The following is a 23,690-nucleotide window of genomic DNA, read 5'->3' as shown; positions in this document are numbered from 1 at the left end:
GCGACGGTGCAGACAAGGCTTTGGCCTTCAAACCTGCTCCGCGCCGTCCTGAGGCCGCACTCCCCTCTCCCGACCCGGCCTGACGGCCGGCCCACCCTCCCCCGCAGAGGGGGAAGGGAGCGCGCGCGATTCCTCTGAGACCCCGGCCTTCGATGCGCAGCTGCGACACGGCGATCTTCGCGTCGCACCCGGTTCCCGGCCGACCGAGGCCGTGATAGCAAGGCGCCACGATCCCGTGAGCGGTCGGCCCGGTGGCCGGCCCGCGCGGTTCGGCGGAGTCTTCGCGTTTTCTGCCCGGCCCCGACTGGCCCCTGAGCCGAACCGCGAAGCGCCGGCCACGCCCGAGCTTCCGACATCCGCATGAGCCAAACCTTCGCACCCGGCGTAGCACCCCAGCCCGCGCCCGACGCGTCCGACGGCGCGCGGCCCGCGGCCGAGGGGGCCGAGAACCAGACCTTGACGCAGGGCCCGGCCACCTCCGGCACCCTCGACGCCCCAGAAAAAGCCGAGACCCGGCAAGGCCATGCGGGCTTCTGGACGCTGCTCGTCGGCTCCGTCGGCGTCGTTTACGGCGACATCGGCACGAGCCCGCTCTACGCGTTCCGCGAGGCCCTGGTCCCGGCCCGCACCGACGGCATCCTGCTGCCCGAGGAGGTGATCGGCACCGTCTCGCTGATTCTGTGGGCGCTGTTCCTGATCGTGACCGTTAAGTACGTCGCGATCCTGCTGCGCATGGACAACAACGGCGAGGGCGGCATCCTCTCGCTGATGGCGCTCGCCCGCAAGGCACTGGGCGGCTCGCGCATCGTGTTCATGCTCGGGCTGCTCGGGGCCTCGCTGTTCTACGGCGACGCGGTGATCACCCCGGCGATCTCGGTGCTCTCGGCCGTGGAGGGCCTGAAGCTCGTCACCCCCGCCCTCGACGATTACGTGCTGCCGATCACCGTGGTGATCATCGTGGCGTTGTTCCTCGTGCAGAACCGCGGAACCGGCAAGGTCGCGGCCTTCTTCGGCCCGGTGACCATCGTGTGGTTCGTCGCGATGGCGCTGGCGGCGCTGCCGCATATCGCCCTGCACCCGGAGGTGTTCCGGGCGCTCAATCCCTGGCACGCCGTGGTCTACCTGCTCGGCCACGGCACCGGGGCGCTGGTGGCGCTGGGCGCGGTCTTCCTGGCGGTGACCGGGGCCGAGGCCCTGTTCGCCGATCTCGGCCATTTCGGGCGCAAGCCGATCCAGCTGGCCTGGATCGGCCTGGTCTTCCCGTCGCTCGCCCTCAACTATCTGGGCCAGGCCGCCCTGGTGCTGGAGAAGCCCGACACCGCCGACCCGTTCTTCCAGCTCGTGCCGGCCTGGGGCCTGCTGCCGATGGTGATCCTCGCCACGATCGCCACCGTGGTGGCGAGCCAGGCGGTGATCACCGGCGCCTTCTCCCTGTCCCGGCAGGCGATCCAGCTCGGGCTGCTGCCGCGGCTGGAGATCCGCCACACCTCCGAGTCCCATGCCGGCCAGATCTACCTGCCGCAGATCAACGGGCTGCTGATGGTCGGCGTCGTCCTGCTGGCGGTGCTGTTCAAGACCTCGTCGTCGCTGGCCTCGGCCTACGGCATCGCGGTGACCGGCACGATGCTGCTCACCGCCGCGCTGACCTTCCTGGTGATGTGGCGCATGTGGAACTGGTCGCCGGTGGCGGCGGCGGCGGCGATGCTGCCGTTCATCGTGGTCGAGTTCCTGTTCCTGCTCTCCAACCTGATCAAGGTGGTGGAGGGCGGCTACGTGCCCCTGCTGCTCGCGGGCGGGCTCGTGGTGGTGATGTGGACCTGGGTGCGCGGGGTCACGATCCTGTTCAACAAGACCCGCAAGACCGACGTGCCCCTCGTCGAGCTGGTCGGCATGCTGGAGAAGAGCCCGCCCCACCACGTGCGCGGCACCGCGGTGTTCCTGACGAGCGACCCCGAGATCGCCCCGGCGGCGCTCCTGCACAACCTCAAGCACAACAAGGTGCTGCACGAGAAGAACGTGATCCTCACCGTGGAGACGGTGGACACGCCCCGCTCCAACGAGGCCGACAAGGTCCGGATCGAGCCGGTGGGCCCGCATTTCTACAAGGTGGTGATGAAGTTCGGCTACATGGAGACGCCGAACATCCCGAAGACCCTGGTGCTGCTGCGCCGCCAGGGCTTCAAGTTCGACATCATGGCGACCTCGTTCTTCCTGTCGCGCCGCTCGATCCGGCCGGCGGCGCATTCGGGCATGCCGCTCTGGCAGGACCGGATTTTCATTACGCTGGCCAAGAATGCCAACGACGCGACGGACTTCTTCCAGATCCCCACGGGGCGGGTGGTCGAGGTGGGCACGCAGGTGACGGTGTAGGAGCTGCCGCTGGTGTAGATCCGCATGGGGGATTATCGACATCGCCTGTCGAGGGCGAACCGGCATGCCGATCAACGTCAACAATTCCGAAGCCGATGCGCTGACGCGCCGCTTGGCCGCCATGGCGGGTGTGGGCATCACGGAGGCGATCGTCATCGCCATGCGGGAGGCGATCGCGCGCAGGCACCAGAGCGAGACGCCACAGGCGACTGCGGCGCGGTTGCGCGAGAGGCATGGCATCACGCTCGACAAGGCCGCCCGGACGCCCCTTCCGAGGGAAGTTTACGACGCAATGTGGGAGCGCGGCTGATGTTCGTGGACGCCTCGGCGATCGTCGCCCTGCTGGCGGACGAGCCGGAGGCCGACCGGATCGCCACTGCGCTCGCCTCGGCCAGCCGGTGCAGAACCTCGCCGGTGGCGGTCCTCGAAACGGTGCTGGCCCTGGCGCGGCCCGACAAGTTCGACATGACGGTGGAAGCTGTCGGGCCGATCGTCCTCGAATTCCTCGAAGCCCGCGGCATCGAAGTTTGCAATCTTCCACCCGCCGACGCGACGACAGCCCTCGCCCTGTCGGCGGCGCATCGATACCGGGCAGGCCGTCACGGTCTCAACCTCGGCGACTGCCTCCACGACGCGGCGGCGCGGTTCTTCCGTGTGCCGATCCTCGCCACGGCCGACGCGTTTCGCAGGACGGATCTGGGGACCGTTCCATAAACGGTCCGCCGATGGATTGATCCTCCGTGGGCGATTTACGGGGTGGGTGTTTCCAGCCGGCGCCCCCTGCTTGCACCGCTTCTCTCCCCGCCCAGGCTCGATGATCGGATTGAGCCCGAGAGGCATGCCGCGTGCGGCGGCGCACGCGGCATGCCTCCGGCGCAGGACTCCGGCGGCCCGACGCCGCGACCTTGCGTTGCACAATCGTCCCGCGCTGGATTAGAATCATTTCTATTCCGAACCCGAAGACCCGTTCACCGGGTTAGCCCCCCATGGGCGGCTGCGTGGATCAGAGGAGCGGTCGGCGCTTCCGGCTCGGACCCGACTGAACGCCGCTCCGGCGCCGCCAGACAGGATGCATCGATGATCAAACTCACCGTGAACGGGGCTCAGCGCAGCTTCGACGGCGATCCCGACATGCCGCTGCTGTGGTACCTGCGGGACGAGCTCGGGCTCACCGGCACCAAGTTCGGCTGCGGCGTCTCGCTCTGCGGGGCCTGCACGATCCATCTCGGCGGCGCCGCGACCCGCGCCTGCATCACCCCGCTCTCGGCGGCCGAGGGCCAGGAGGTCGTCACCATCGAGGGGCTGTCGCCGGACGGCAACCACCCGGTGCAGGCGGCGTGGCGCGACCTGAACGTCGCCCAGTGCGGCTTCTGCCAGTGCGGCCAGATCATGCAGGCTGCCGCCCTCCTGAAGGACACGCCCAAACCCTCCGACCAGGACATCGACGACACGATGAGCGGCAACATCTGTCGCTGCGGCACCTACCCGCGCATCCGCGCGGCGATCCATCAGGCCGCCGGCCAGACGGCCCCCGCCAGCAAGGGAGAGCGCCTGTGATCCACGACGCACAGATGATGGCGGATCTCGCCACGGCCAAGCCGGCCCTCGACAACGTCAGCCGCCGCGGCCTTCTCGGTGGTGCCGGCGCCCTGGTTCTCGCCCTGTCGCTCCGCCCCGCCCGGGCCGACGAGACCCAGACCCAGGAGCAGAAGGAGCAGAAATTCGGCGCCGACGGCATGCCGCACGGCTGGCGCGACGATCCCAAGGTCTTCGTGTCGATCGCCCCGGACGGCACCGTCACGGTGACCAACCACCGCTCCGACATGGGCCAGGGCATCCGCACCTCGGTGGCCTTCACGGTCGCCGACGAGCTGGAGGCCGATTGGTCGAAGGTGAAGGTGGTCCAGGCCTGGGGCGACGAGACCCGGTTCGGCAACCAGGACACCGACGGCTCGCGCTCGACCCGCCACTTCTTCCAGCATTTCCGCCACGCGGGCGCCGCCGCGCGGCTGATGCTGATCCAGGCCGCCGCTAAGCAATGGGGCGTGCCGGCCTCCGAGGTGAGCGCCGTCAACCACACCCTGACCCACGCCAAGTCGGGCCGCACCCTTGGCTACGGCGCTGTGGCGCAGGCAGCCGCCGAGCTGCCGGTGCCCACCGACGTCACGCTGAAGGATCCGAAGGACTTCCGCTACATCGGAACCGGCAAGGTCGGGCTGATCGACAATTTCGACATCACCACGGGCCGGGCCGTCTACGGCCTCGACACCAAGCTCGACGGAATGCTCTACGCGGTCGTCGCCCGCCCGGCCGTCTACGGCGGCAAGGTGAAGTCGGTCGACGACAGCGCGGCCAAGAAGGTCCCCGGCGTCGTCAAAATCTTCACGATCGACGGCGGCGAGATCCCCTCGGAGTTCATGCCGCTCGGCGGCGTCGCCGTGGTGGCCAAGAACACCTGGGCGGCCCTGAAGGCGCGCGACGCCCTGAAGATCACCTGGGACGACGGCCCGAACGCCGGCTACGACACCGACGTGTTCCGCAAGGAGCTGGAGGCCGCGGCACGCAAGCCCGGCAAGGTCGTGCGCAACCAGGGCGACGTCGACGGCGCCATGGCCAAGGCCAAGACCAAGGTCCAGGCCGAGTACTTCGTGCCCCACCTCGCCCAGGCGCCGATGGAGCCCCCGGCCGCGGTAGCGCGGGTCAAGGACGGGTTCTGCGAGGCCTGGGCCTGCGTCCAGGGCCCGCAGGCGGCCAACGACCGCCTGATGAAGGCGCTCAAGCTCCCCGACGACAAGGTCAAGGTGAACGTCACGCTGCTCGGCGGCGGCTTCGGCCGCAAGTCCAAGCCCGACTACGTGGTCGAGGCGGCGCTCTGCTCGCAGGCCGTCGGCGGCGCGCCGGTGAAGCTCGCCTGGACCCGCGAGGACGACATCCACCACGGCTTCTACCACACGATCTCGGTGGAGCATCTGGAGGCCGGCCTCGACGAGAAGGGCATGCCGGTGGCGTGGCTGCACCGCTCGGTGGCGCCGACGATCGGCTCGATCTTCGCACCCGATCCGAAGCACGAGCTGCCGTTCGAACTCGGCATGGGGCTGGTCAACACGCCGCTGAACATCCCGAACATGCGGCTGGAGAACCCCGAGGCCGCCGCCCATGTCCGCGTCGGCTGGTTCCGGTCGGTGTCGAACATTCCGCACGCCTTCGCGATCCAGTCCTTCGTGTCGGAACTGGCGCACGCCGCCGGCCGCGAGCCGAAGGAATACCTGCTGGACCTCCTCGGCCCCGACCGGAAGATCGACCCGACCGAGATCGGCGACGTCTGGAACTACGGCGAGGACCCGAAGCGCTACCCGATCGACACCGGCCGCCTGCGCGGCGTGATCGAGGCGGCCGCGAAGGGCGCCGGCTGGGGACGGGACATGCCCAAGGGAACCGGCCTCGGCATCGCCGGCCACTACAGCTTCGTCACCTACACGGCGGTGGCGGCCGAGGTGGAGGTCGACGACAAGGGCCAGGTGAAGGTGAAAGCGATCGACATCGCGGTGGATTGCGGGCCGCAGGTCAACCCGGAACGCATCCGCTCGCAGATGGAGGGTGCGGTGGTCATGGGGATGGGGCTCGCCCTCACCTCCGAGATCACCTTCAAGCAGGGCCGCGCGGTGCAGAACAACTTCGACGGCTACGAGATCATCCGGATCGACGCCGCCCCGAAGGTGATCCGTGTGCACCTCGTGTCGTCCGGAACCTTTGACGGCCCCCTCGGCGGCGTCGGCGAGCCCGGCGTGCCGCCGGTGGCGCCGGCCATCGCCAACGCGATCTTCGCGGCCACGGGCCGGCGGGTGCGGCAATTGCCGATCCGCGATCAGCTCAGCGCCTGAACCCGCAAGGCTGGTGAGACGTTGGGGGCCGCGGGGGATCCGCGGCCCTTTTTTTGGAAAGAACCCGACACGATGATGCGTTCCGCCGCCCTCACGGCCTGCCTGATCCTGACGGCGGCCCCCGCCCTCGCCTCGCCCTGCGGCGACCGGATCGATGGCGTCTCCAAGCGGGTCCAGTCCGAGCTGACCCAGTCGATCTCCGCCTCGACCAGCGGCCAGGGCAACGCCGCCAAGCGCGGCAGCGAGGGGATGACCGGCACGGAGGGGGAGCGGGCGAACGAGTCGCCGCAGGCCCCGCCTGACAAATCCGCCCAGGCCGGCCAGGGAGCGGACGCCGCCCAGCAGGCGAAGGTCGCCCTGGACGAAGCGCGCACGGCGGATTCGAAAGGTGACGCCACGGGCTGCGAAGCGGCCCTGTCCCGCGCCGAGCAGCAGTTGAAGAAGACGCCCTGAGGCGCCGAAGCTCGGCAGGGGTTGAGGTCACGGTTCCAAAAAGGTCCGTGACCCAGCCCTGTCAGGGTGTTTGCCCCGTAGGGTGGGTGAGATCGCGATCTGGAAGGGAGAAGCGCCCCTTGCCCGGACGCCTGGAACGAGATCCGGCGATTGTCTTGCGGGTGCGAGGCCGAGCCCCTGCGCTGAGGCGTGCCCGGATGCGCCGGGGTTACGCCCTGGCACCCTGCCAAAGGGCTCACCCTCTGGAATCCCGCGTTGGCGTTCGATCCGCAGCGCTCACCGCTCGAGGGTGCTGATCTCGATCACGACGTTTCGGTGCCGAGCCCGCGAGGCGTCGCCGTAGCCCGCCGCCGCCAGCAGGAATGCCCCCGGACCTCGCGGGGCTGCGCGGACCTGTTGCCCGGCCCGGCGAAACTGGCCTTTCGCGGGAGAGAGCCCCGGCGCGCGCCCCCGGAGCGGCGCAGCCTCAGGCCGCCTTGGCCGCCAGGGCCTGGCGGTGGCCGCTCAGGCCGGCACAGAGATCGTCGATCTCCGTGAGGTTCAGGGCCTCGCCGGTCCGGCCGGCGATCGTGTCGATCAGGTGGTCCTGGCGCGGGTCGAAGGGATGTCCCTGCATCCGGTAGAATTGATAATAGCGCAGCGCCGCCAGCACGGTGTCGCGCTCGCGGTCGGTTACGGTGAAGTGCTGCATGGGTCGTCGCTTCCCCTGTGGCTTCAACGAACGCCCGGGAGGGCCGCGATGCCGAACCCGAGCTTGGCCGTTGTAACTGGTGGGCAACGGGCCGAACAGTTCTTGACAGGTCGCGGCGACGTGATTCGCGTCATTTGAGATTTTGGTCCTCGCCAGGGAATCCCGCGACGAATCGAAAAGGCCAAGCCCCGCAAGCCGTTCCGGCTGCGCCGGGCGCCTCACAATCCGAGATCGGCGAGATAGCGCGGCAGCGCCTCGCTCGCCGGCCCGTAGCGGGCCATGTCGAACGCGTCGGCGTTGTCCGAGGGATCGAGGTTGATCTCGCAGGTCGGGATCCCGAGCGACCGCGCCTGCCGCACGTAGCCGGCCGCCGGGTAGACCGCCCCCGAGGTGCCGACCGCCACGAACAGGTCGGCGGCCGCCAAAGCCGCCTCGATCGCGTCGCGGTGCATCGGCATCTCGCCGAACCAGACCACGTCGGGCCGCATCCGGCCGGCGGTGCCGCAGGCCGGACAGGCCTCCGCCCGGCTCAGGTCCGCCCGCCAGGGCGTGACCGCGCCACAGGCGCAGCAGCGGGCTTTGAGCAGCTCGCCGTGCATGTGAATGATCCTCTGGGAGCCTGCCCGCTCGTGCAGGTCGTCGACGTTCTGCGTGCACAGGAACAGGGTCCCGCCCCGCTCGGTGAGACGCGCCTCGGCCCGCGCCAGGGCGACGTGCGCGGCGTTGGGCGCGGCCGCGATCACGCCGCGGCGGCGGTGATCGTAGAAGTCGAGCACCGTGTCGGGATCGGCCGCATACGCTTCCGGGGTGGCGAGTTTCATGGGATCGAACCGCGCCCAGATCCCGCCGCGGTCCCGGAACGTGCCGAGCCCGCTCTCGGCCGAGACGCCGGCCCCGGTCAGCACGAAGATCTTTTTTGGAGTGCTCATGCGGCGCTCTCCGCTGAAGGGCCGGATCTGTCCGCCGGCTGGCTGCGCGGCTTCTTTCGCAGCTCGGGCCAGGGCGCGATCCTGCCGGTCCCGTACCACCCGGGAGACACGAAATGTCTGATGGTGCGCTGCTGATCATCGATGTCCAGGACTCCTCGTAACCGGTCGCGTGTCCAGGGCGGAGCCCTGGGTGCCTTCAGGGGTTCCACCCCCGGAACCCCGCCAAAGGGCATGCCCTTCGGGAACCCGTGACCGCTCTGGACCCCACCGGACGGCTGTGCCCTCCTCGCATCGTCCGAATCGGCGCGGACGATGCATCGGCCTGTCCCGACAGGCGCCGGGTGGCGCGGAGGAGTGAGCGGCATGCCCGAATTCGATCTCGCCATCCGCGGCGGCACGGTCGTCACGGCGAGCGACACGGTGCGGGCGGATGTCGGCGTGCGCGGCGGACGGATCGTGGCGGTCGCCGAGGGCATCGCCGACGCCGCCCGGGTGATCGACGCCTCCGGCCTCCTGGTCCTGCCCGGCGGCATCGACAGCCATGTCCACATCGCCCAGGATCCGGGCCCCGGCATCGTCATGGCCGACGACTTCGCCAGCGCCACGCAGGCGGCGGCGGCCGGCGGCAACACCTGCGTGATGCCCTTCGCGGTCCAGCCCCGGGGCGGGTCGCTGCGCGGCGCGGTCGACGCCTATCGCGCCAAGGCCGAGGGCCAGTGCCACGTGGACGTGGCGATCCACATGATCATCTCGGACCCGAGCGAGGCGGTGCTCGGCCAGGAGCTGCCGGCGCTGGTGGCCGACGGCTACACCTCGTTCAAGGTGTTCATGACCTACGACGACCTGGTGCTGAACGACCGCCAGCTGCTCGACGTGTTCCACGTCGCCCGGCGCGAGGGCGCCCGGGTGATGGTCCACGCCGAGGGCTACGACGCGATCCGCTATCTCAGCGACCGGCTGGAGCGGGCCGGCGAGACCAGGCCCTACGGCCACGCCCTGTCCCGCCCCGAGGTGGTCGAGCGCGAGGCGGCCCACCGGGCCATCAGCCATGCCGAGCTGATCGATCTGCCGATCGTGATCGTCCACGTCTCGGGTCGCGAGGCCACCGAGCAGATCGCCTGGGCGCAGGCGCGCGGCCTGAAGATCCGGGCCGAGACCTGCCCGCAATATCTCACCCTCACCGCCGACCACATGAAGGGGCTCGGCCTCGACGATCCGATGGCGGGGGCGAAGTACGTCTGCTCGCCGCCGCCCCGCGATGCGGAGAGCCAGGAGGCGGTCTGGTCGGGGATCCGGCGCGGGATCTTCGACGTGGTCTCCTCGGACCACTCGCCGTTCCGCTACGACGACCCGCAGGGCAAGCTGAACCCGCGTGGAAAGACCTCGTTCCGCTGGATCCCGAACGGCATCCCGGGCATCGAGACCCGGCTGCCGGTGTTCTTCTCCGAGGGCGTCTCGAAGGGGCGGATCAGCCTCAACCAGTTCGCCGCCCTCACCGCAACGAACCACGCCAAGATGTATGGGCTGTACCCGCGCAAGGGTTCCATCGCCCCGGGCTTCGACGCGGACCTGACCCTCTGGGATCCCAACAAGCGCGAGACGATCCGCCAGGAGATCCTCCACCACGGCTCCGACTACACGCCGTGGGAGGGGTTTGACGTCACCGGCTGGCCGGTGATGACCATCGCGGGCGGGCAGGTGATCGCCGAGGACGGCAGGGTGCTGTCCGAGCCCGGGCGCGGGCGGGTGCTCGACCGGGCGGTCGATCCGGCGGAGCGGCGGGGCGCATGAGGGCCCCTGGCCCGGCCCTTGCTCCGCGGAAACGGGCTTCAAAGATTGGCAGTCCGGATCTCCCACGCACCCTCCCTCCCCCCTCTGCGGGGGAGGGTGGCCCCTGCGTCAGCAGGGGTCGGGTGAGGGGAACCCGGCATCAGGAAAGAGCAGAGCCGTGGTGAGCAGCGCGTCTTTGCCGGCATCGTCGCTCCCCTCTCCCGACCCCCTTCGGGGGCCACCCTCCCCCTCTGTGGGGGAGGGAGACGCGCGGATCCGGCCGCTCGTATGATCCAATGGAGACGTGTGAAGGCGGTCGGGAAGCGGGGGAGCTTCGCATGAATGTCGAGCTGATCGGCCTGACCAAGCGCTACGGCGCGGCCATCGCGGTCGATGGCATCGACCTGAAGGTGCCGTCGGGGTCCTATTGCTGCCTGCTCGGGCCTTCCGGCTGCGGCAAGACCACGACCCTGCGGATGATCGGCGGCCACGAGCGCGCCAGCGCGGGCGACGTGGTGATCGGCCCGAAGGCGGTGGGCGACGCCGCACCGGCCGCGCGCGGCACCGCCATGATGTTCCAGAGCTACGCCCTGTTCCCGCATCTCGATGCGCGCGACAACGTCGCCTTCAGCCTCAAGATGCGTGGAATCGGCAAGGCCGAGCGCCGGGCCAAGGCGATGGCGATGCTCGACCTCGTCCAGATGAGCCACCTCGCCGGGCGCCTGCCGGCCCAGCTCTCCGGCGGCCAGCAGCAGCGCGTGGCTCTGGCCCGGGCGCTGGTCACCGGCCCGAAGGTGCTGCTGCTCGACGAACCACTCTCGGCGCTGGACCCGTTCCTGCGGGTGCGGATGCGGGTCGAGCTGAAGCGGATCCAGACCGAGCTGGGGCTGACCTTCATCCACGTCACCCACAGCCAGGAGGAGGCGATGGCGCTAGCGGACCTCGTGGTGGTGATGAATGCCGGCCGGATCGAGCAGGCCGCCGACCCGCGCACGGTGTTCGAGCGGCCGGCCACCGCCTTCGTGGCCCGGTTCATCGGCGGCCACAACGTCATCCGCCTGCCCGACGGGATGATCGCCGTGCGGGCGGACCGGATGCGGCTGGGTGCAGAGGCCGGCCCGGAGGCGCGGCCGGCGCGGGTGGTGGCGGTCGAGTACCAGGGCACCAGCGTCCATGTCGGCCTCGACGCCGACGGGCTGGAGCGCGCGCCCGAGTGCCCGGCCGCGCTGACCGCGATCCTCAGCGACGCCGCCTTCGCCGCGCGCCCGCTCAGGCCGGGCGACACGGTTCCGGTCGGCTGGGACGTCGCGGCCGCCCACCGCCTCGACGCGTAACCAGTACGGAGACGACCATGGACCTGTTCCCGAAGCCGAGCCGGCGCACGCTGCTCAAGGGCGCCGCGGTTCTGGCGACCACGCCGGTGACCGGCTTCCCGGCGGTGCACGCGGCCGAGCCGGTGACGCTGCGCTACCTCGGAACCGCAGTGAGCCAATCGGCCGACATCGCCCGGAAGGTGAAGGAGGATCTGGGGATCACCCTCGACTACATACCGGTGGTGACCGACGAGGTGACCAAGCGTGTCGTCACCCAGCCGAACGCCTTCGACCTCGTCGACACCGAGTATTTCAGCCTCAAGAAGATCATCCCGTCGGGCAACCTTCAGGGCATGGACGCCAAGCGGATCAAGCTCGCCGACAAGATCTCCTCGGTGTTCACCAAGGGCGAGGTCGCCGGCAAGACGATCGGCGACCAGGGTACGGCGCCCAAGAAGGTGTTCTACCTCAAAGGCCAGACCGGCAAGACCTTCGCGTCCGCGCCGACCGAGTGGCTGACCCTGATCCCGACCACCTACAACGCCGACACGCTGGGCATCCGGCCCGACCTGATCAAGCGGCCGGTGGAGAGCTGGAAGGATCTGCTCAACCCCGAGTTCAAGGGCAAGGCGTCGATCCTGAACATCCCGTCCATCGGCATCATGGACGCCGCCATGGTGGTGGAGGCCACCGGCGACTACACCTACGGCGACAAGGGCAACATGACCAAGCCCGAGATCGACCGCACCATCAAGGTGCTGATCGAGGCCAAGCGCGCCGGCCAGTTCCGGGCCTTCTGGCAGGACTTCAACGAATCCGTGAACCTGATGGCCTCCGGCGAGACGGTGATCCAGTCGATGTGGTCCCCCGCCGTCACCAAGGTGCGGGCGCAGGGCGTGGCCTGCATCTACCAGCCGCTCAAGGAAGGCTACCGCGCCTGGGCCCAGGGCTTCGGCATCCCCAAGACCCTGAGCGGGAAGAAGCTCGACGCGGCCTACGACTTCATCAACTGGTTCCTGTCCGGCTGGGCCGGGGCCTACCTCAACCGCCAGGGCTACTATTCCGCGGTCCTGGAGACCGCGCAGGCGAACATGCAGCCCTATGAATGGGCCTTCTGGATGGAGGGCAAGCCCGCCGAGAAGGACATCCTCGGCCCCGACGGCACGCTGATCGAGAAGGCCGGCGCCACCCGCGACGGCGGCTCCTTCGACCAGCGCATGGGCGCGGTCGCCTGCTGGAACGCAGTGATGGACGAGAACACCTACATGGTGCGCAAGTGGAACGAGTTCATCGCCGCGTGAGCGAGATGCGCGCACACGGTCCCGCACCGGATCTCGGGCAAGCCCGAGATCCGGCTCCCTCCCCCCTCTGCGGGGGAGGGTGGCCCCTGCGTCAGCAGGGGTCGGGAGAGGGGCAGCGCGACGGTTCAGGATTCCACTCCTGTCGCACTCTTTCCGGAAGCGGCGCTCCCCTCTCCCGACCCGCTGCGCGGGCCACCCTCCCCCGCAGAGGGGGGAGGGTGGCCGCTGCGCCGTCGAGGGCGATCCGGTGAGCGACCTCGCCCTCCCCCACACCGCCGAAACCGTTGCTGTGCCGGTCGCGGCCGCCCCCCGGCGCCGTCGGCCGAGCCTCGCCTATCTCCAGGCCGCGCCGCTGGCCCTGGTGTTCCTGATCTTCCTGGTAGTCCCGCTGCTGCTCACCGGCATCGTGTCGTTCTGGGAGTACAACGAGTACGCGATCACCCCGGCGCTGACCCTGCAGAACTACGCCGACCTGTTCGACGGCTGCCTGTCGGCCGACCTCTGCACGACACTGCGCACCTATCTCTCGACCCTGAAATTCGTCGCCCTCACGCTGGCGATCACCCTGCCGCTCGGCTTTTCCATCGCCTATTTCCTGGCCTTCCATGTCCGCTCGGACACGGTGCGGATGGGCCTGTTCCTGCTCTGCACGATCCCGTTCTGGACCTCGAACGTGATCCGCATGATCTCGTGGATTCCGCTGCTCGGCCGCAACGGCCTGGTCAACGACACGCTCCGCAGCCTCGGATTGATCAAGGCGCCGATCGAGGGCCTGCTCTATTCCGACTTTTCGGTGGTGCTGGCCTTCGTGCACCTCGACACGGTGTTCATGATCGTGCCGATCTTCAACAGCTTGGCCCGGATCGATCGGTCGCTGATCGAGGCGGCGCGCGATTGCGGCGCCTCGGGGTCCCAGGCCCTCTGGAACGTGGTGCTGCCGCTGGCCAAGCCCGGCCTCGCCATCGGGTCGATCTTCGTGGTCACCCTGGTGATGGGCGACTTCGTCACGGTCGGCGTGATGGGCGGCCAGCAGATCGCCAGCGTCGGCAAGGTGATCCAGGTGCAGATGGCCTACCTGCAATTCCCGGCCGCCGCCGCCAACGCGGTGGTGCTGCTCGCCGCCGTGCTGCTGATGATCCTGGGGCTCACCCGGATGATCGACCTGCGCAGGGAGCTGTAGGATGGACCGCCCCCGCGGCTTCGCCTTCTACGGGCTCGCCGGGATTTTCTCCCTCTACGTCCTGTTCCTGTACGGGCCGACGCTGACGATCCTGGCTCTCAGCTTCCAGGGGCCGTCCGGCGGCCTGACCTTCCCGATGAACGGGGTCTCGACGCACTGGTTCGCCAAGCTGTGGGCGGGAGTCGGCGTCGTCGACATCTGGGCGGCGCTCCGGCGCTCACTGCTGCTCGGGCTGGTGGTGATGGCGCTCACCGTCGCCCTCGCGTTCTATGCCGGCCTCGCCTTCCGCAAGGGGTTTGCAGGCGCCGGCTTGGTCTTCGCCCTCGCGGTGTCGAGCCTGATCGTGCCCTCGATCGTGGTCTCGCTCGGGATCGGGCTGGAATTCCGGCTCCTCGACGACGGGATCAAGGCGCTGGCGGAGGCCACCGGCTGGGGTGTCCTGCAGGACCACGGCACCGTCATGGGCCTCTTCACGTCGGCGCTGGGGGCGCATCTCACCTGGACGCTGCCGTTCGGGCTGCTGATCATGTTCGCGGTGTTCAACCGGTTCAGCCCGGCCTACGAGGAGGCCGCCCGCGACCTCGGCGCCACCGGGGCGCAGACGCTCCGGCACGTGGTGGTGCCGATCCTGGCTCCCGCCCTGATCGGCGTCGCCCTGTTCGGCTTCACCCTGTCCTTCGACGAACTCGCCCGCACCAGCCAGGCGATCGGCGGCCGCAACACCCTGCCCCTGGAGCTGCAGGGCCTGACCACCACGGTGACGACGCCGGAGATCTACGCGCTCGGCACCACCACGACGGCGTTCTCCGCCCTGGTGATCGGTACGGCGCTCGGCCTGACCGTGTGGCTGCAACGGCGCCGGGCCCGGCGGGCGCTGGCGGAGCCGCGGCCGTAGAGGTCTTGGGCTTGGATACGGCCAAGTTCCTACAGAGCCGTTCGACCCGGTCGATAAAATCTCCAGCGCGCTCTGGGCCAGACCTGCTCTCGATGTAGGCGTAGATGTCCAAGAGATCCGTACGCGCCAGCGGATGAAAATGGACGCTACGCGCCACGCTTGGCAGCTTTCATCCGCCCGGCGTGGTGGGCGCGCAGCTCGGCGAACACCTCATCGGCGGGAATAGCCGGCCGAGGATCGTCCAGCGCCTCCTGCACCTTCTGTCGAAGGACGATATCCAACGCCGCCTCCTCGCGGTCGAGCGCTCGCAGACCGGCCCGCAGCACCTCACTGACGCTGGCATAACGGCCGGATCTCACGCGGGCGTCGACCCCCTCCTGCAATTCGCCGAGGGTTACCGTCACGGGCTTGCTTGCGCGCATCAATCAAGCTTCCTTTGGCCCTTGCTGAACACGCGTATGACTTTATCATACTTTGACGGGCTGATCAGGAGCCTAAGTCGATGCGATCGTCATTGAAGGAGGCGCTCGAACGACGGGGGCAGGACCGAAACGAGGCCGGCGACCGCCGCCCTTCCGGTATCCCCATTGATCTCGTTCTGTGGGCGCCAGGCGCGATCGAGCATCCGGTCAGCCTTGTGCGGGCGCTGGTGACCTTCGGCCTGGATTTGCGCGAGGCGCACGACGGGGTCGATCGATTGGCTGCCAGGGAGAGCGTCGCCGCCACCCTGATCCTGACGCCGGAGAGCGAATCGTTCTTTTCCCTGCAAAAGCTCGGCGTGACCGCGGCCGCCCCGGCGGGAGATGCGACCCCGCCGACCGGCGCGACCGCAATTCCCGGGGATGTGCTGAGCGCGATCGATGCGTGGCGCTTGTCCAGGCCGGAGCAACCGACACGGGACGAGGCGATCCGCATCATCTTCCGGCGGGGCCTCGCAACCGCGTAGCGCGGCCCCACCCAAACGTTGCAAATCCACCCCCATCCGTGTATGCGCACGGCGCGCCCTCCGACACCCTTGGAGGCAGGGGCGCACCGGGAAGGTCACAGCCGTCCGCGTCGGGCGGCTTTTTCGTTTTCCGGATCTCGTCATCATCTGAAGGATCACGCCATGAGCGCAGTCAAGACGCTTGAGGCCGTGGCACGCGACCGGGTCGGCAAGGGGGCCGCCCGGGCCGTTCGTCGCCAGGGTCAAGTTCCCGCCGTCGTGTACGGAGGCGGCCAGCCGCCGCAATCCATCGCCATCGACCTCGTGCGCGCCCGCACGCTGATCTATGCCGGCGGCTTCAAGACCACGCTGTTCGAGATCAAGGCCGGCGGCAAGACCGTCCGGGCGATCCCGCGCGACTTCCAGCTCGACCCGGTCTCCGGCGTCCCGCTGCACGTCGACTTCCTGCGCGTCGTCTCCGGCCAGACCGTCACCGTCGAGGTGCCGGTGCACTTCATCAACGAGGACGAAGCCCCCGGCATCAAGAAGCTCGGCGGCACCCTCAACATCGTCGCCCACACCCTGACCCTCGACGTCGCCCCGGACCAGATCCCGGACGCGATCGAGGTCGACCTGACCGGCCGCGAGATCGGCGACGTGATCCACGTCTCCGACCTCAAGATCCCGGCCGGCACCCACACGGGCGAGCCGACCGACCCGGTGGCCAACATCGTGCCGCCGACCGTGCTCGGCGCCGAGGTGGAGGCCGAGGAAGCCGCCATCGCCGAGGCGCAGTCGGCCGAGGCCGCCGAGGAGAAGGCCGAGGCCGAAGCCGAGGACGCCGAGGGCGAGAAGAAGGACGGCGAGGAGGCCTGAGCCGCCTCGCGCCCTGTCTGCACACCGAGAGCCCCGGCCCAGCCGGGGCTCTCTTCGTTTCAGGGATAGAGGCGCGCGCGGCTCCAGCCGTCACCGGTCCGGGTGAAGCGGACCCGGTCGTGGAGGCGGAAATCGCCGTTCTGCCAGAACTCGACGCTCACCGGTGCGATGCGGAAGCCGGTCCAGTGCGCGGGCCGGGGGATCGGCCCGTCGCCGTAGCGCTCGGAGAGTTCCGCCACCGCGCCCATCAGGGTGGCGCGGTCGGCGAGCGGGCGGGATTGCTGGCTGGCGATGGCGCCCAGCCGGCTCTCCCGGTGGCGGCTCGCGAAATAGGCGTCGGCCTCCTCCGGCGTCACCGGCGCGACCGCGCCCCGGGCGCGCACCTGCCGCCGCAGGCTCTTCCAGTGCAGCACCAGGGCGGCCTTCGGGTTCTGCGCCAGTTCCTGGCCCTTGGCGGATTGCGTGTTGGTGTAGAACACGAAGCCCTGCGCATCGAAGGCCTTCAGGAGCACCACCCGCACGTCGGGCAGCCCGTCCGACCCGGCGGTGGCGAGCGCCATGGCGTTCGGATCCTCGGGCTCGGCGGCCTCAGCCTCCCTCATCCACGCGGCGAACAGCGCGACGGGATCGTCGCTCCGGGTGAAGTCCGCGCCGTGCGGGTCATCGGTCCTTAACTGATCCACGCCAAGACTCCTGCTGCCGCGTCCAGGGCCTGAGGGGGCTCCGACATCGGCGTGTTCGGTCGAGCGGAAAGCCCGTCGTGAGTCAGGTGTAATGCGGCGATGCGCGTGTAAAGAGCCGAGCGGGCGGTGGCGCCTCTGCGCGCCCGGAGCGGCCCTGTCGATGCTGCTGGTCGTGGGCGGCTGCAGCCAGCCGCTGCTCGTCTTCCACGGCGAGGGCGAGGCACAGGCCCGCGTCGCCGAGGAGCCCCTCGTGACGGGCAGCATCGAGAAACGGCCGCTGAGCTTCGGGAGCGACCTCGCCGAGGAGGATTGGCGGCGGGCCCGGGCGGCCCTAACGGTCGCCCTCGATCCGCAGGGCAACGGGCGCCCGGTGAAATGGGACAATCCCGAGACCGGCCTGCACGGCACCGTCAATCCCACCGGCCTGCCCTACGTCGCCGAGGACCTCATCTGCCGCAACTTCCTCGCATCCGTGATCGGGCCGCAGCGCAGCCGCTTCGTCCGCGGCACCGGCTGCAAGCCCTCTGGCGGCGCCTGGGCGCTCAAGCGCGTCCGGACCGTGACGGGATCCGAACGCTCCTGACGACAGCCCGTGACCGGACCCTGATCGGGGTCCGGCGGTTCAGGGGATCAGTAGGGATACCCGTAATACGGCCGCATCCGAAGGCGCGGCTGGGCTGCCGGCGGGGCGACGTAGCGCGCGGCGGCTTCCGGATCGTAGGCCCGGATGTAAGGGTCGAGGGCCGGGTCGCGGTAATTGCCGTTGTTGACCCCGGCCGAGCGGTCGTTGCCGCTGAGGGCCGCGTAGGGCGAGAGCCCGCTGCCGCTGTCACCGCCACCACCGCCGCCGAACGCGAAGGCCGCGCCAGGAATGGCGACGAGGAGCATCGCCGCCAGCGGCATCGTCAGCGTCTTGCGCGTCATGTCCGGTCTCCACACACCCTCTTTACGGGCAAACGGCTCTGCAGAACGTGGGGTTCCCGGTCGTGCCCCGTACCGGCCGCGCGCCACGGTCGCACGATGGTACGACAGAGGTCTACGATCTCGGATGAACGGGATCAATTTTTGATGACGCCTGCCGAAATCGCTCCGCATCGCCCGCTTATGCCGGTGGACAACGGGCCGGTCTTGCTTGATCGTGCCGCCGAGCAACAGCTTCCGAGCCCGCGTCGACCGTATTGACGGCCGTCCGAGGGCGCTTTCAGGACCCTCGCCGTGAGCCTCGTGACGGAATCCGATAGGCCCGGCGCGAGGCTGTCCGGCTGATGGAGCGGGCGATCGGCGGTGCGGACCGGCCTCCGGCGGGCGGCCGGGCACCGGCCCGACCGGACATTCATGCGGCCGGGCGGGACACCGTCGTGCGGTCGGTCACCGTGCGGCTCGACCGCCGATCCCTCCGCGGCTGGCATATCCGCCTCCTCGACCAGATCGGGCAGCGGCCCGACCGGCGTGTCCGGGTCTCCTGGATCACGGATGCCGGCGGCCTGCCCGCGAACGCGGAGCTGCTGTTCCGGCTGGAGGCGGCGATCCACGGGTTGCCCCGCCCGGGCCTGGCCACCGCGGCCGAGCCGGTCGCCCTCGCGCCCTACGAGACCGGCCCCAGCGACGACGGGGATGGCCCGGAGATCGTCCTCGACCTCTCGGGGGCGTCCGCGGCGCCGGCCCGCGCGCCGAATGCCGCGCCGGTCTGGCGGCTGGATTTCGACGGGGTACCAGGGGAAGCGGGCCTGCTCACCGCCCTGTTCGCCCGGCGGGCGCCGGTGGCGGCCCTGCGCGGACCGGACGCCGCGCCGGTGGCCGTGGGCCGCCTCGGCGCGGAATCCCACACCGTCATGCTCGCCGCCTTCGAGGATTACCTCGCGCGGACGATCACCCTGATCGCCGCCGCCCTCGACGGGGCCGGATCGCCGACGCTCCCCGACGGCGCCGAGGCGCCGCTGCAGCCGGGCAGGCCCTTCGACCTCGACGGCCTCGGCGCCGGCCGGCGCGCCGCCGGGGGGCTCGCCCGGCTGATCGCCCGCCGGCTCTACGCCCTGTGCTTCCACAGCACGCAGTGGCGGGTGGGCTGGCGCCGGGTGGTCGGCCCCGACCTGATCGACCTGCGCCGCCATCCGGAGGGGGGCTGGATCGATCTGCCCGACGACGGGCGCCGCTTCTACGCCGACCCCTTCGCCATCGCCCGGGACGGGGCCGTGACGCTGTTCGTCGAGGAGTTCGACTATCGGCGCGGCAAGGGCGTGATCTCGGCGGTACGCTTCGAGGCCAACGGCCCGCGGGGCCGCCCGGAGCCGGTCCTCGAACTCGAGACCCACCTCTCCTATCCGTTCGTGTTCGAGGCGGACGGGCAGGTCTGGATGATCCCGGAATCCCACGCCTCGGGGACGATCGATCTGTACCGGGCCACGGATTTCCCGCGGGGCTGGGTCCACGAGGCCGTGCTGGTGGACGGCGTCGTGGCGAGCGACGCGACCCTGCTCCGCCACGGCGGCCGCTGGTGGCTGTTCGCCACCGTCCGGGCCGGCGGCGGCAGCTATTCCGACACCCTGCATCTCTGGCACGCCCCGCATTTCCGCGGGCCCTGGACGCCGCACCGGTGCAACCCGGTGCTGATCGATGTCGGCTCAGCCCGCGCTGCCGGGCCGGTGGTGGTCCGGGACGGTGCCCTGATCCGGCCGGTGCAGGATTGCCGCGGCGGCTACGGGGCGGCGCTGGGCCTGGCCCGGATCCTGCGCCTCGACGAGGGCGGCTATGCCCAGCGGGTCGAGACGCGCCTCGGGCCCGGCGCCGCCTGGCCGGGCTCCCGCCTGCACATGCTGAGCGCGGCCGGGGGCTTCGAGTTCATCGACGGATCGCGCCGGGCCCGGCCGCGCCTGCTGGCGTAATCCCCCACCCGTCGCCCGCTTGTGCCGAACGGCACGCACCCACGGCTCGCATCCCGGCGCCGCCCGCGCTAAGCGGGGGCGGCACGTGCGCGCCCCTTGGAAGAACCGCCGGGAGGATCTTCATGGCGAGCCCCGTCGAACATGCGAGCTTCCTGCCGCCCGTCCTGACCTTCCTGTCGGCCGCGGTGATCGGCGTCCCGATCTTCCGGCTGATCGGCCAGAGCGCCGTGCTCGGCTACCTCGTGGCCGGCGTGCTGATCGGGCCCTCCGGCCTGTCGCTGATCGCCGAGCCCGACACCGCCGCCAGCGTCGCCGAGATCGGCGTGGTGCTCCTGCTGTTCATCGTCGGGCTGGAGCTGCACCTGTCGCAGCTCGTCTCGATGCGCCGCGACATCTTCGGCCTCGGGACGGCGCAGCTCGTGGTCTGCGCGCTGGTGCTGGGCGGGGCCGGCGTGCTGGCGGGCCTCAAGCCCGGCGCGGCCGCGGTGATCGGCCTCGCGCTGGCCCTCTCGGCCACCGCGGTGGCTCTGCAGCTCCTGGAGGAGCGGGGCGACCTCGGCAGCGCCTATGGCGGCCGGGCCTTCGCGGTCCTGCTGTTCCAGGATCTCTCGGTGGTGGGCATCCTGGCCCTGATGCCGCTCCTCGCCTCCGCGGGCGGGGGAACCGACGGATCCTGGCTGGGCGAGGCGGCCATCTCCACCGGGAAGGCGCTCGCGGCGATCCTGGCGGTGGTGCTGGTCGGCCGCTACGGCCTGAACCCGTTCTTCCGGCTGCTCGCGGCCAGCGGCGCCCGCGAGGTCATGACCGCGGCGGCGCTGCTGGTGGTGCTCGGCACCGCGCTGCTGATGGAGCAGGTCGGCCTGTCGATGGCCATGGGGGCGTTCCTCGCCGGCATCCTCCTCGCCGAGTCGAATTTCCGCCACCAGCTCGAGGCCGACATCGAGCCGTTCCGCGGGATGCTGCTCGGTCTGTTCTTCATGAGCGTCGGCATGTCGATCGACGGCAATCTCGTGCGCGAGGTCTGGCCGGTCCTGTTCGGTGCGACGCTGGGCGCCATCCTGGTCAAGGTCGCCCTCGTCGCCGGCCTGTTCCGGCTGTTCGGCTCGGACACGCTCGGGGCGCTCCGGGGCGCGGCCGTGCTGGCGCCGGCCGGCGAGTTCGCCTTCGTGCTGCTGCCGCAGGCCGAGGATCTCGGCCTCACCGGGGCCACGGCGACGCGCTTCGCGGTGGCGCTCGCCGCGCTGACCATGCTGATCGGGCCGATCGCCGCCAAGGGCCTCGACAAGCTGATCGAGCGGCGCAGCGCCCAGGGGCCGGTCGATCTGGAGGAGCCGTCCACGGAACTCACCGAGAGCGGGGACGCCCGGGTCCTGGTGATCGGCTTCGGGCGGTTCGGGCAGGTGCTGACGCAGGTGCTGATGGCCGAGGGCATCCCGGTCACCGTCATCGACAAGGACGTGGAGCAGCTCCGCGCGGCCTCCCGCTTCGGCTTCCGCATCTATTACGGCGACGGCACGCGCCTCGACGTGCTGCGCGCCGCCGGAATCGGCCGGGTCGAGCTGGTCTGCATCTGCGTCGACGACCGGGAGGGCGCCCTCAAGATCGTCGACATCGTGCACGAGGAATTTTCCAGCGTGCGCACCTTCGTGCGCGCCTACGACCGCCTGCACGCAGTCGAGCTGATGAACCGGGACGTGGACTATCAGGTCCGCGAGACCGCCGAATCCGCCCTCGCCTTCGGGCGTGCGGCGCTGGAGGGGCTCGGCCTGTCGCCGGAGGCGGCCTCCGCCCGGGCCGAGGACGTGCGCAAGCGCGACATCGCCCGGCTCGTCCTGCAGCAGGCCGGCGCCCTGCCGGACGGCGCCGGCTGGATGCGCGGGGCCGCGGCGGGACTGAAGCCCGAGCCGCTGACCGTCCCGGTCCGGCCGGCCCGGGCGCTCAGCATCGAGACCCGCGACCTCGTGGGCAGCGACCGGCGCGAGGCGGCCGAGCGCCTGCTGGAGAAGCCGGCGCTCGCCCCGCAGGACGCCGATGCCGCGGAGGCGGAGGGCGATCCGGAGGCGGAACTCGAGGCGGAAGGCAGCGCCCGGGATGCGTGACGGCACCGATGTCTGACGGGCCGCCCCCGGCGGAGACGGGCCGCTTCGTCACCGGATCGATCCTCCGGCACGTCGTGGTGATGGCGGCCACCGGCTCGGTGGGGCTGGTGGCGATCTTCGCCGTCGACCTGCTGTCGCTGCTCTACGTCTCGCGGCTTGGCGACCCGAACCTGACCGCGGCGGTCGGCTTCGCCGGGATCGTGCAGTTCTTCGCCACCGCGGTGAATATCGGCCTGATGATCGCCGCCGGGGCCCTGGTCGGGAAGGCGGTGGGCGCGCACGACCCGGCGGCGGCGCGCCGCTACGCGACCTCGGCGCTGACGCTCGGCTGCCTCGGCGCCGCCGTCATCGCAATCCTGATCGCGCTCCTCGCCACGCCGCTGCTGACCCTGATCGGCGCCCGCGGGGAAGCCCTGCGCGTGGCTGAACTGTTCCTCGACATCACCCTGCCGTCGAACCTGCTGCTGGCCGCCGGGATGCTGTCCACGGGCCTGCTGCGCGCGGTCGGGGCGGCGCGTCAGGCGATGCTGGTCACGCTGGGCGGCGCCCTGGTGACGGCAATCCTCGATCCGCTGCTGATCTTCGCGGCGGGCCTCGGCGTGGAGGGCGCGGCGATCACGGTCTGCGTGGCGCGGGCGACCTTCGTGGCGGTGGGCCTGCTTGGGATCGCCCGGCACGGGCTCCTCGGCCTGCCCCGCCCCGCCGACCTGCGGGCCGACGCCGCCGCCCTGTCGGGGGTCGCCGGACCGGCGATCCTCACCAACCTCGCGCCGTCGGCGGCGAGCGCCTTCCTGGCACGCCTTTTTGCCGGCTACGGGACCGACGCCATCGCCGCGGCCTCGGTGATCGACCGCCTGACTCCGGTGGCCTTCTGCGGCTTGTTCGCCCTGTCGGGGGCGATCGGGCCGATCCTGGCGCAGAACTGGGGGGCGGGCCGGTTCGACCGGATGCGCGGCGTACTCCGCGCCGCGGTCGGCGTGACGCTCGCCTACGTGGCCCTGGTCTGGCTGACCCTGGCGCTCGCCCGCGGACCGCTCGCCGCCCTGTTCGGCCTGCACGGGGTCGCGGCCGAACTGTTCGGCTTCTTCTGCCTCGCCGGGGGCGCGATCTGGTTCTTCAACGGGCTCCTGTTCCTGGGCAACGCCGCGTTCAACAACCTCGGCTTCCCCCTGCGCTCGACGCTGCTGAACTGGGGGCGGGCGACGCTGGGCACCGTCCCGCCCGGGTTGCTCGGCGCGGCCCTCTACGGCCCCCGGGGCGTGGTGGCCGGCATGGGGCTCGGCTCGCTGGTCTTCGGGGTGCTCGGCCTCCTGCTCGCCCGCCGGACCGTCGACCGGCTGGAGGGCGCCGGCCCGCGGCTGGGCACTCCGGGGGCGTCGCTGCGGGCCACGGCCCTGCCGGCCGGCCACGTCCATCCGGGGCCGGTGGGCTGAGGCTGCGGC

At 70.5% G+C, this 23,690-nt stretch carries 22 protein-coding genes and 1 pseudogene; 17 read left to right on the top strand and 6 right to left on the bottom strand.

Annotated features, from left to right (window positions below):
- Positions 1 to 360: 360 nt before the first annotated feature.
- The 6 genes from AC3IF3_RS13700 to AC3IF3_RS13675 all read left to right on the top strand — a co-directional run bounded on the left by AC3IF3_RS13700 (position 361) and on the right by AC3IF3_RS13675 (position 6,704).
- Positions 361 to 2,370, top strand: a complete 2,010-nt coding sequence (locus AC3IF3_RS13700) for a potassium transporter Kup (RefSeq protein WP_489229205.1) — start codon at positions 361 to 363, stop codon at positions 2,368 to 2,370.
- A gap of 64 nt (positions 2,371 to 2,434) precedes the next feature.
- The gene (locus AC3IF3_RS13695; protein ID WP_489229203.1) at positions 2,435 to 2,680 is read left to right on the top strand and encodes a type II toxin-antitoxin system VapB family antitoxin; all 246 of its coding nucleotides are present in this window, start codon (positions 2,435 to 2,437) and stop codon (positions 2,678 to 2,680) included.
- Entirely contained in the window at positions 2,680 to 3,084 is a 405-nt protein-coding gene (locus tag AC3IF3_RS13690) for a type II toxin-antitoxin system VapC family toxin (protein ID WP_489229201.1), read from the top strand. Before AC3IF3_RS13695 ends, AC3IF3_RS13690 begins: the two co-directional genes overlap by 1 nt.
- Before the next feature lie 363 nt (positions 3,085 to 3,447).
- Complete coding sequence (locus AC3IF3_RS13685) at positions 3,448 to 3,927, top strand: (2Fe-2S)-binding protein (RefSeq protein WP_243973339.1); 480 nt, start codon at positions 3,448 to 3,450, stop codon at positions 3,925 to 3,927.
- Positions 3,924 to 6,251 carry a xanthine dehydrogenase family protein molybdopterin-binding subunit gene (locus tag AC3IF3_RS13680; protein WP_489229199.1) on the top strand — a complete coding sequence of 776 codons (2,328 nt, stop codon included), beginning with the start codon at positions 3,924 to 3,926 and terminating at the stop codon, positions 6,249 to 6,251. Before AC3IF3_RS13685 ends, AC3IF3_RS13680 begins: the two co-directional genes overlap by 4 nt.
- 72 nt (positions 6,252 to 6,323) lie before the next feature.
- Positions 6,324 to 6,704: a hypothetical protein gene (locus AC3IF3_RS13675; protein WP_489229197.1), complete on the top strand. Its 381-nt coding sequence runs from the start codon at positions 6,324 to 6,326 to the stop codon at positions 6,702 to 6,704.
- Positions 6,705 to 7,170: 466 nt separating this feature from the next.
- Here the strand turns inward: AC3IF3_RS13675 and AC3IF3_RS13670 are convergent, their stop codons facing one another.
- Positions 7,171 to 7,395 carry a hypothetical protein gene (locus AC3IF3_RS13670; RefSeq protein WP_489229196.1) on the bottom strand — a complete coding sequence of 75 codons (225 nt, stop codon included), beginning with the start codon at positions 7,393 to 7,395 and terminating at the stop codon, positions 7,171 to 7,173.
- 218 nt (positions 7,396 to 7,613) lie between these two features.
- The gene (locus tag AC3IF3_RS13665; protein ID WP_489229195.1) at positions 7,614 to 8,324 is read right to left on the bottom strand and encodes a Sir2 family NAD-dependent protein deacetylase; all 711 of its coding nucleotides are present in this window, start codon (positions 8,322 to 8,324) and stop codon (positions 7,614 to 7,616) included.
- A gap of 363 nt (positions 8,325 to 8,687) precedes the next feature.
- Between AC3IF3_RS13665 and hydA the strand changes: the two genes are divergently transcribed.
- The 5 genes from hydA to AC3IF3_RS13640 all read left to right on the top strand — a co-directional run bounded on the left by hydA (position 8,688) and on the right by AC3IF3_RS13640 (position 14,783).
- On the top strand, positions 8,688 to 10,115 hold the full coding sequence (hydA, locus tag AC3IF3_RS13660; protein ID WP_489229194.1) for a dihydropyrimidinase: 1,428 nt from the start codon (positions 8,688 to 8,690) through the stop codon (positions 10,113 to 10,115).
- Positions 10,116 to 10,432: 317 nt separating this feature from the next.
- On the top strand, positions 10,433 to 11,428 hold the full coding sequence (locus tag AC3IF3_RS13655) for an ABC transporter ATP-binding protein (RefSeq protein WP_489229193.1): 996 nt from the start codon (positions 10,433 to 10,435) through the stop codon (positions 11,426 to 11,428).
- 17 nt (positions 11,429 to 11,445) lie between these two features.
- On the top strand, positions 11,446 to 12,708 hold the full coding sequence (locus tag AC3IF3_RS13650; RefSeq protein ID WP_489229192.1) for an ABC transporter substrate-binding protein: 1,263 nt from the start codon (positions 11,446 to 11,448) through the stop codon (positions 12,706 to 12,708).
- Between the two features lie 247 nt (positions 12,709 to 12,955).
- On the top strand, positions 12,956 to 13,888 hold the full coding sequence (locus tag AC3IF3_RS13645) for an ABC transporter permease (RefSeq protein WP_489229190.1): 933 nt from the start codon (positions 12,956 to 12,958) through the stop codon (positions 13,886 to 13,888).
- A gap of 1 nt (position 13,889) precedes the next feature.
- Positions 13,890 to 14,783: an ABC transporter permease gene (locus tag AC3IF3_RS13640; protein ID WP_489229189.1), complete on the top strand. Its 894-nt coding sequence runs from the start codon at positions 13,890 to 13,892 to the stop codon at positions 14,781 to 14,783.
- A gap of 19 nt (positions 14,784 to 14,802) precedes the next feature.
- Here the strand turns inward: AC3IF3_RS13640 and AC3IF3_RS13635 are convergent.
- Both AC3IF3_RS13635 and AC3IF3_RS13630 read right to left on the bottom strand, forming a co-directional pair.
- Positions 14,803 to 14,940: pseudogene (locus tag AC3IF3_RS13635) on the bottom strand (type II toxin-antitoxin system RelE/ParE family toxin); the annotation flags it as partial.
- Entirely contained in the window at positions 14,930 to 15,205 is a 276-nt protein-coding gene (locus AC3IF3_RS13630; protein WP_489216572.1) for a type II toxin-antitoxin system ParD family antitoxin, read from the bottom strand. The gene AC3IF3_RS13630 and the pseudogene AC3IF3_RS13635, both read right to left, overlap by 11 nt.
- Positions 15,206 to 15,297: 92 nt before the next feature.
- Between AC3IF3_RS13630 and AC3IF3_RS13625 the strand changes: the two genes are divergently transcribed.
- A complete protein-coding gene (locus AC3IF3_RS13625; protein WP_489229188.1) occupies positions 15,298 to 15,729 on the top strand; it encodes a hypothetical protein in 432 nt (143 codons plus the stop codon).
- Positions 15,730 to 15,891: 162 nt separating this feature from the next.
- Positions 15,892 to 16,584 carry a 50S ribosomal protein L25/general stress protein Ctc gene (locus tag AC3IF3_RS13620; RefSeq protein WP_243973314.1) on the top strand — a complete coding sequence of 231 codons (693 nt, stop codon included), beginning with the start codon at positions 15,892 to 15,894 and terminating at the stop codon, positions 16,582 to 16,584.
- Positions 16,585 to 16,643: 59 nt separating this feature from the next.
- On the opposite strand, the gene pdxH is transcribed toward AC3IF3_RS13620, so the two are convergent.
- Entirely contained in the window at positions 16,644 to 17,267 is a 624-nt protein-coding gene (pdxH, locus tag AC3IF3_RS13615) for a pyridoxamine 5'-phosphate oxidase (protein ID WP_489216568.1), read from the bottom strand.
- A gap of 160 nt (positions 17,268 to 17,427) precedes the next feature.
- Here pdxH and AC3IF3_RS13610 point away from each other — a divergent pair, with 160 nt between their 5' ends.
- Entirely contained in the window at positions 17,428 to 17,850 is a 423-nt protein-coding gene (locus AC3IF3_RS13610) for an RT0821/Lpp0805 family surface protein (protein ID WP_489229187.1), read from the top strand.
- Between the two features lie 47 nt (positions 17,851 to 17,897).
- On the opposite strand, the gene AC3IF3_RS13605 is transcribed toward AC3IF3_RS13610, so the two are convergent.
- Entirely contained in the window at positions 17,898 to 18,191 is a 294-nt protein-coding gene (locus AC3IF3_RS13605) for a hypothetical protein (RefSeq protein ID WP_243973310.1), read from the bottom strand.
- A 341-nt stretch (positions 18,192 to 18,532) separates the two neighbouring features.
- Here AC3IF3_RS13605 and AC3IF3_RS13600 point away from each other — a divergent pair, with 341 nt between their 5' ends.
- The 3 genes from AC3IF3_RS13600 to AC3IF3_RS13590 all read left to right on the top strand — a co-directional run bounded on the left by AC3IF3_RS13600 (position 18,533) and on the right by AC3IF3_RS13590 (position 23,681).
- Positions 18,533 to 20,149, top strand: a complete 1,617-nt coding sequence (locus AC3IF3_RS13600; protein ID WP_489229185.1) for a glucosamine inositolphosphorylceramide transferase family protein — start codon at positions 18,533 to 18,535, stop codon at positions 20,147 to 20,149.
- A gap of 122 nt (positions 20,150 to 20,271) precedes the next feature.
- Complete coding sequence (locus tag AC3IF3_RS13595; RefSeq protein WP_489229184.1) at positions 20,272 to 22,248, top strand: monovalent cation:proton antiporter-2 (CPA2) family protein; 1,977 nt, start codon at positions 20,272 to 20,274, stop codon at positions 22,246 to 22,248.
- 8 nt (positions 22,249 to 22,256) lie between these two features.
- Complete coding sequence (locus tag AC3IF3_RS13590; protein ID WP_489229183.1) at positions 22,257 to 23,681, top strand: MATE family efflux transporter; 1,425 nt, start codon at positions 22,257 to 22,259, stop codon at positions 23,679 to 23,681.
- Positions 23,682 to 23,690 lie beyond the last annotated feature (9 nt).

The organism is Methylobacterium sp. J-118, from assembly GCF_057836565.1.
This window is presented reverse-complemented; position numbering and strand designations above follow the sequence as displayed.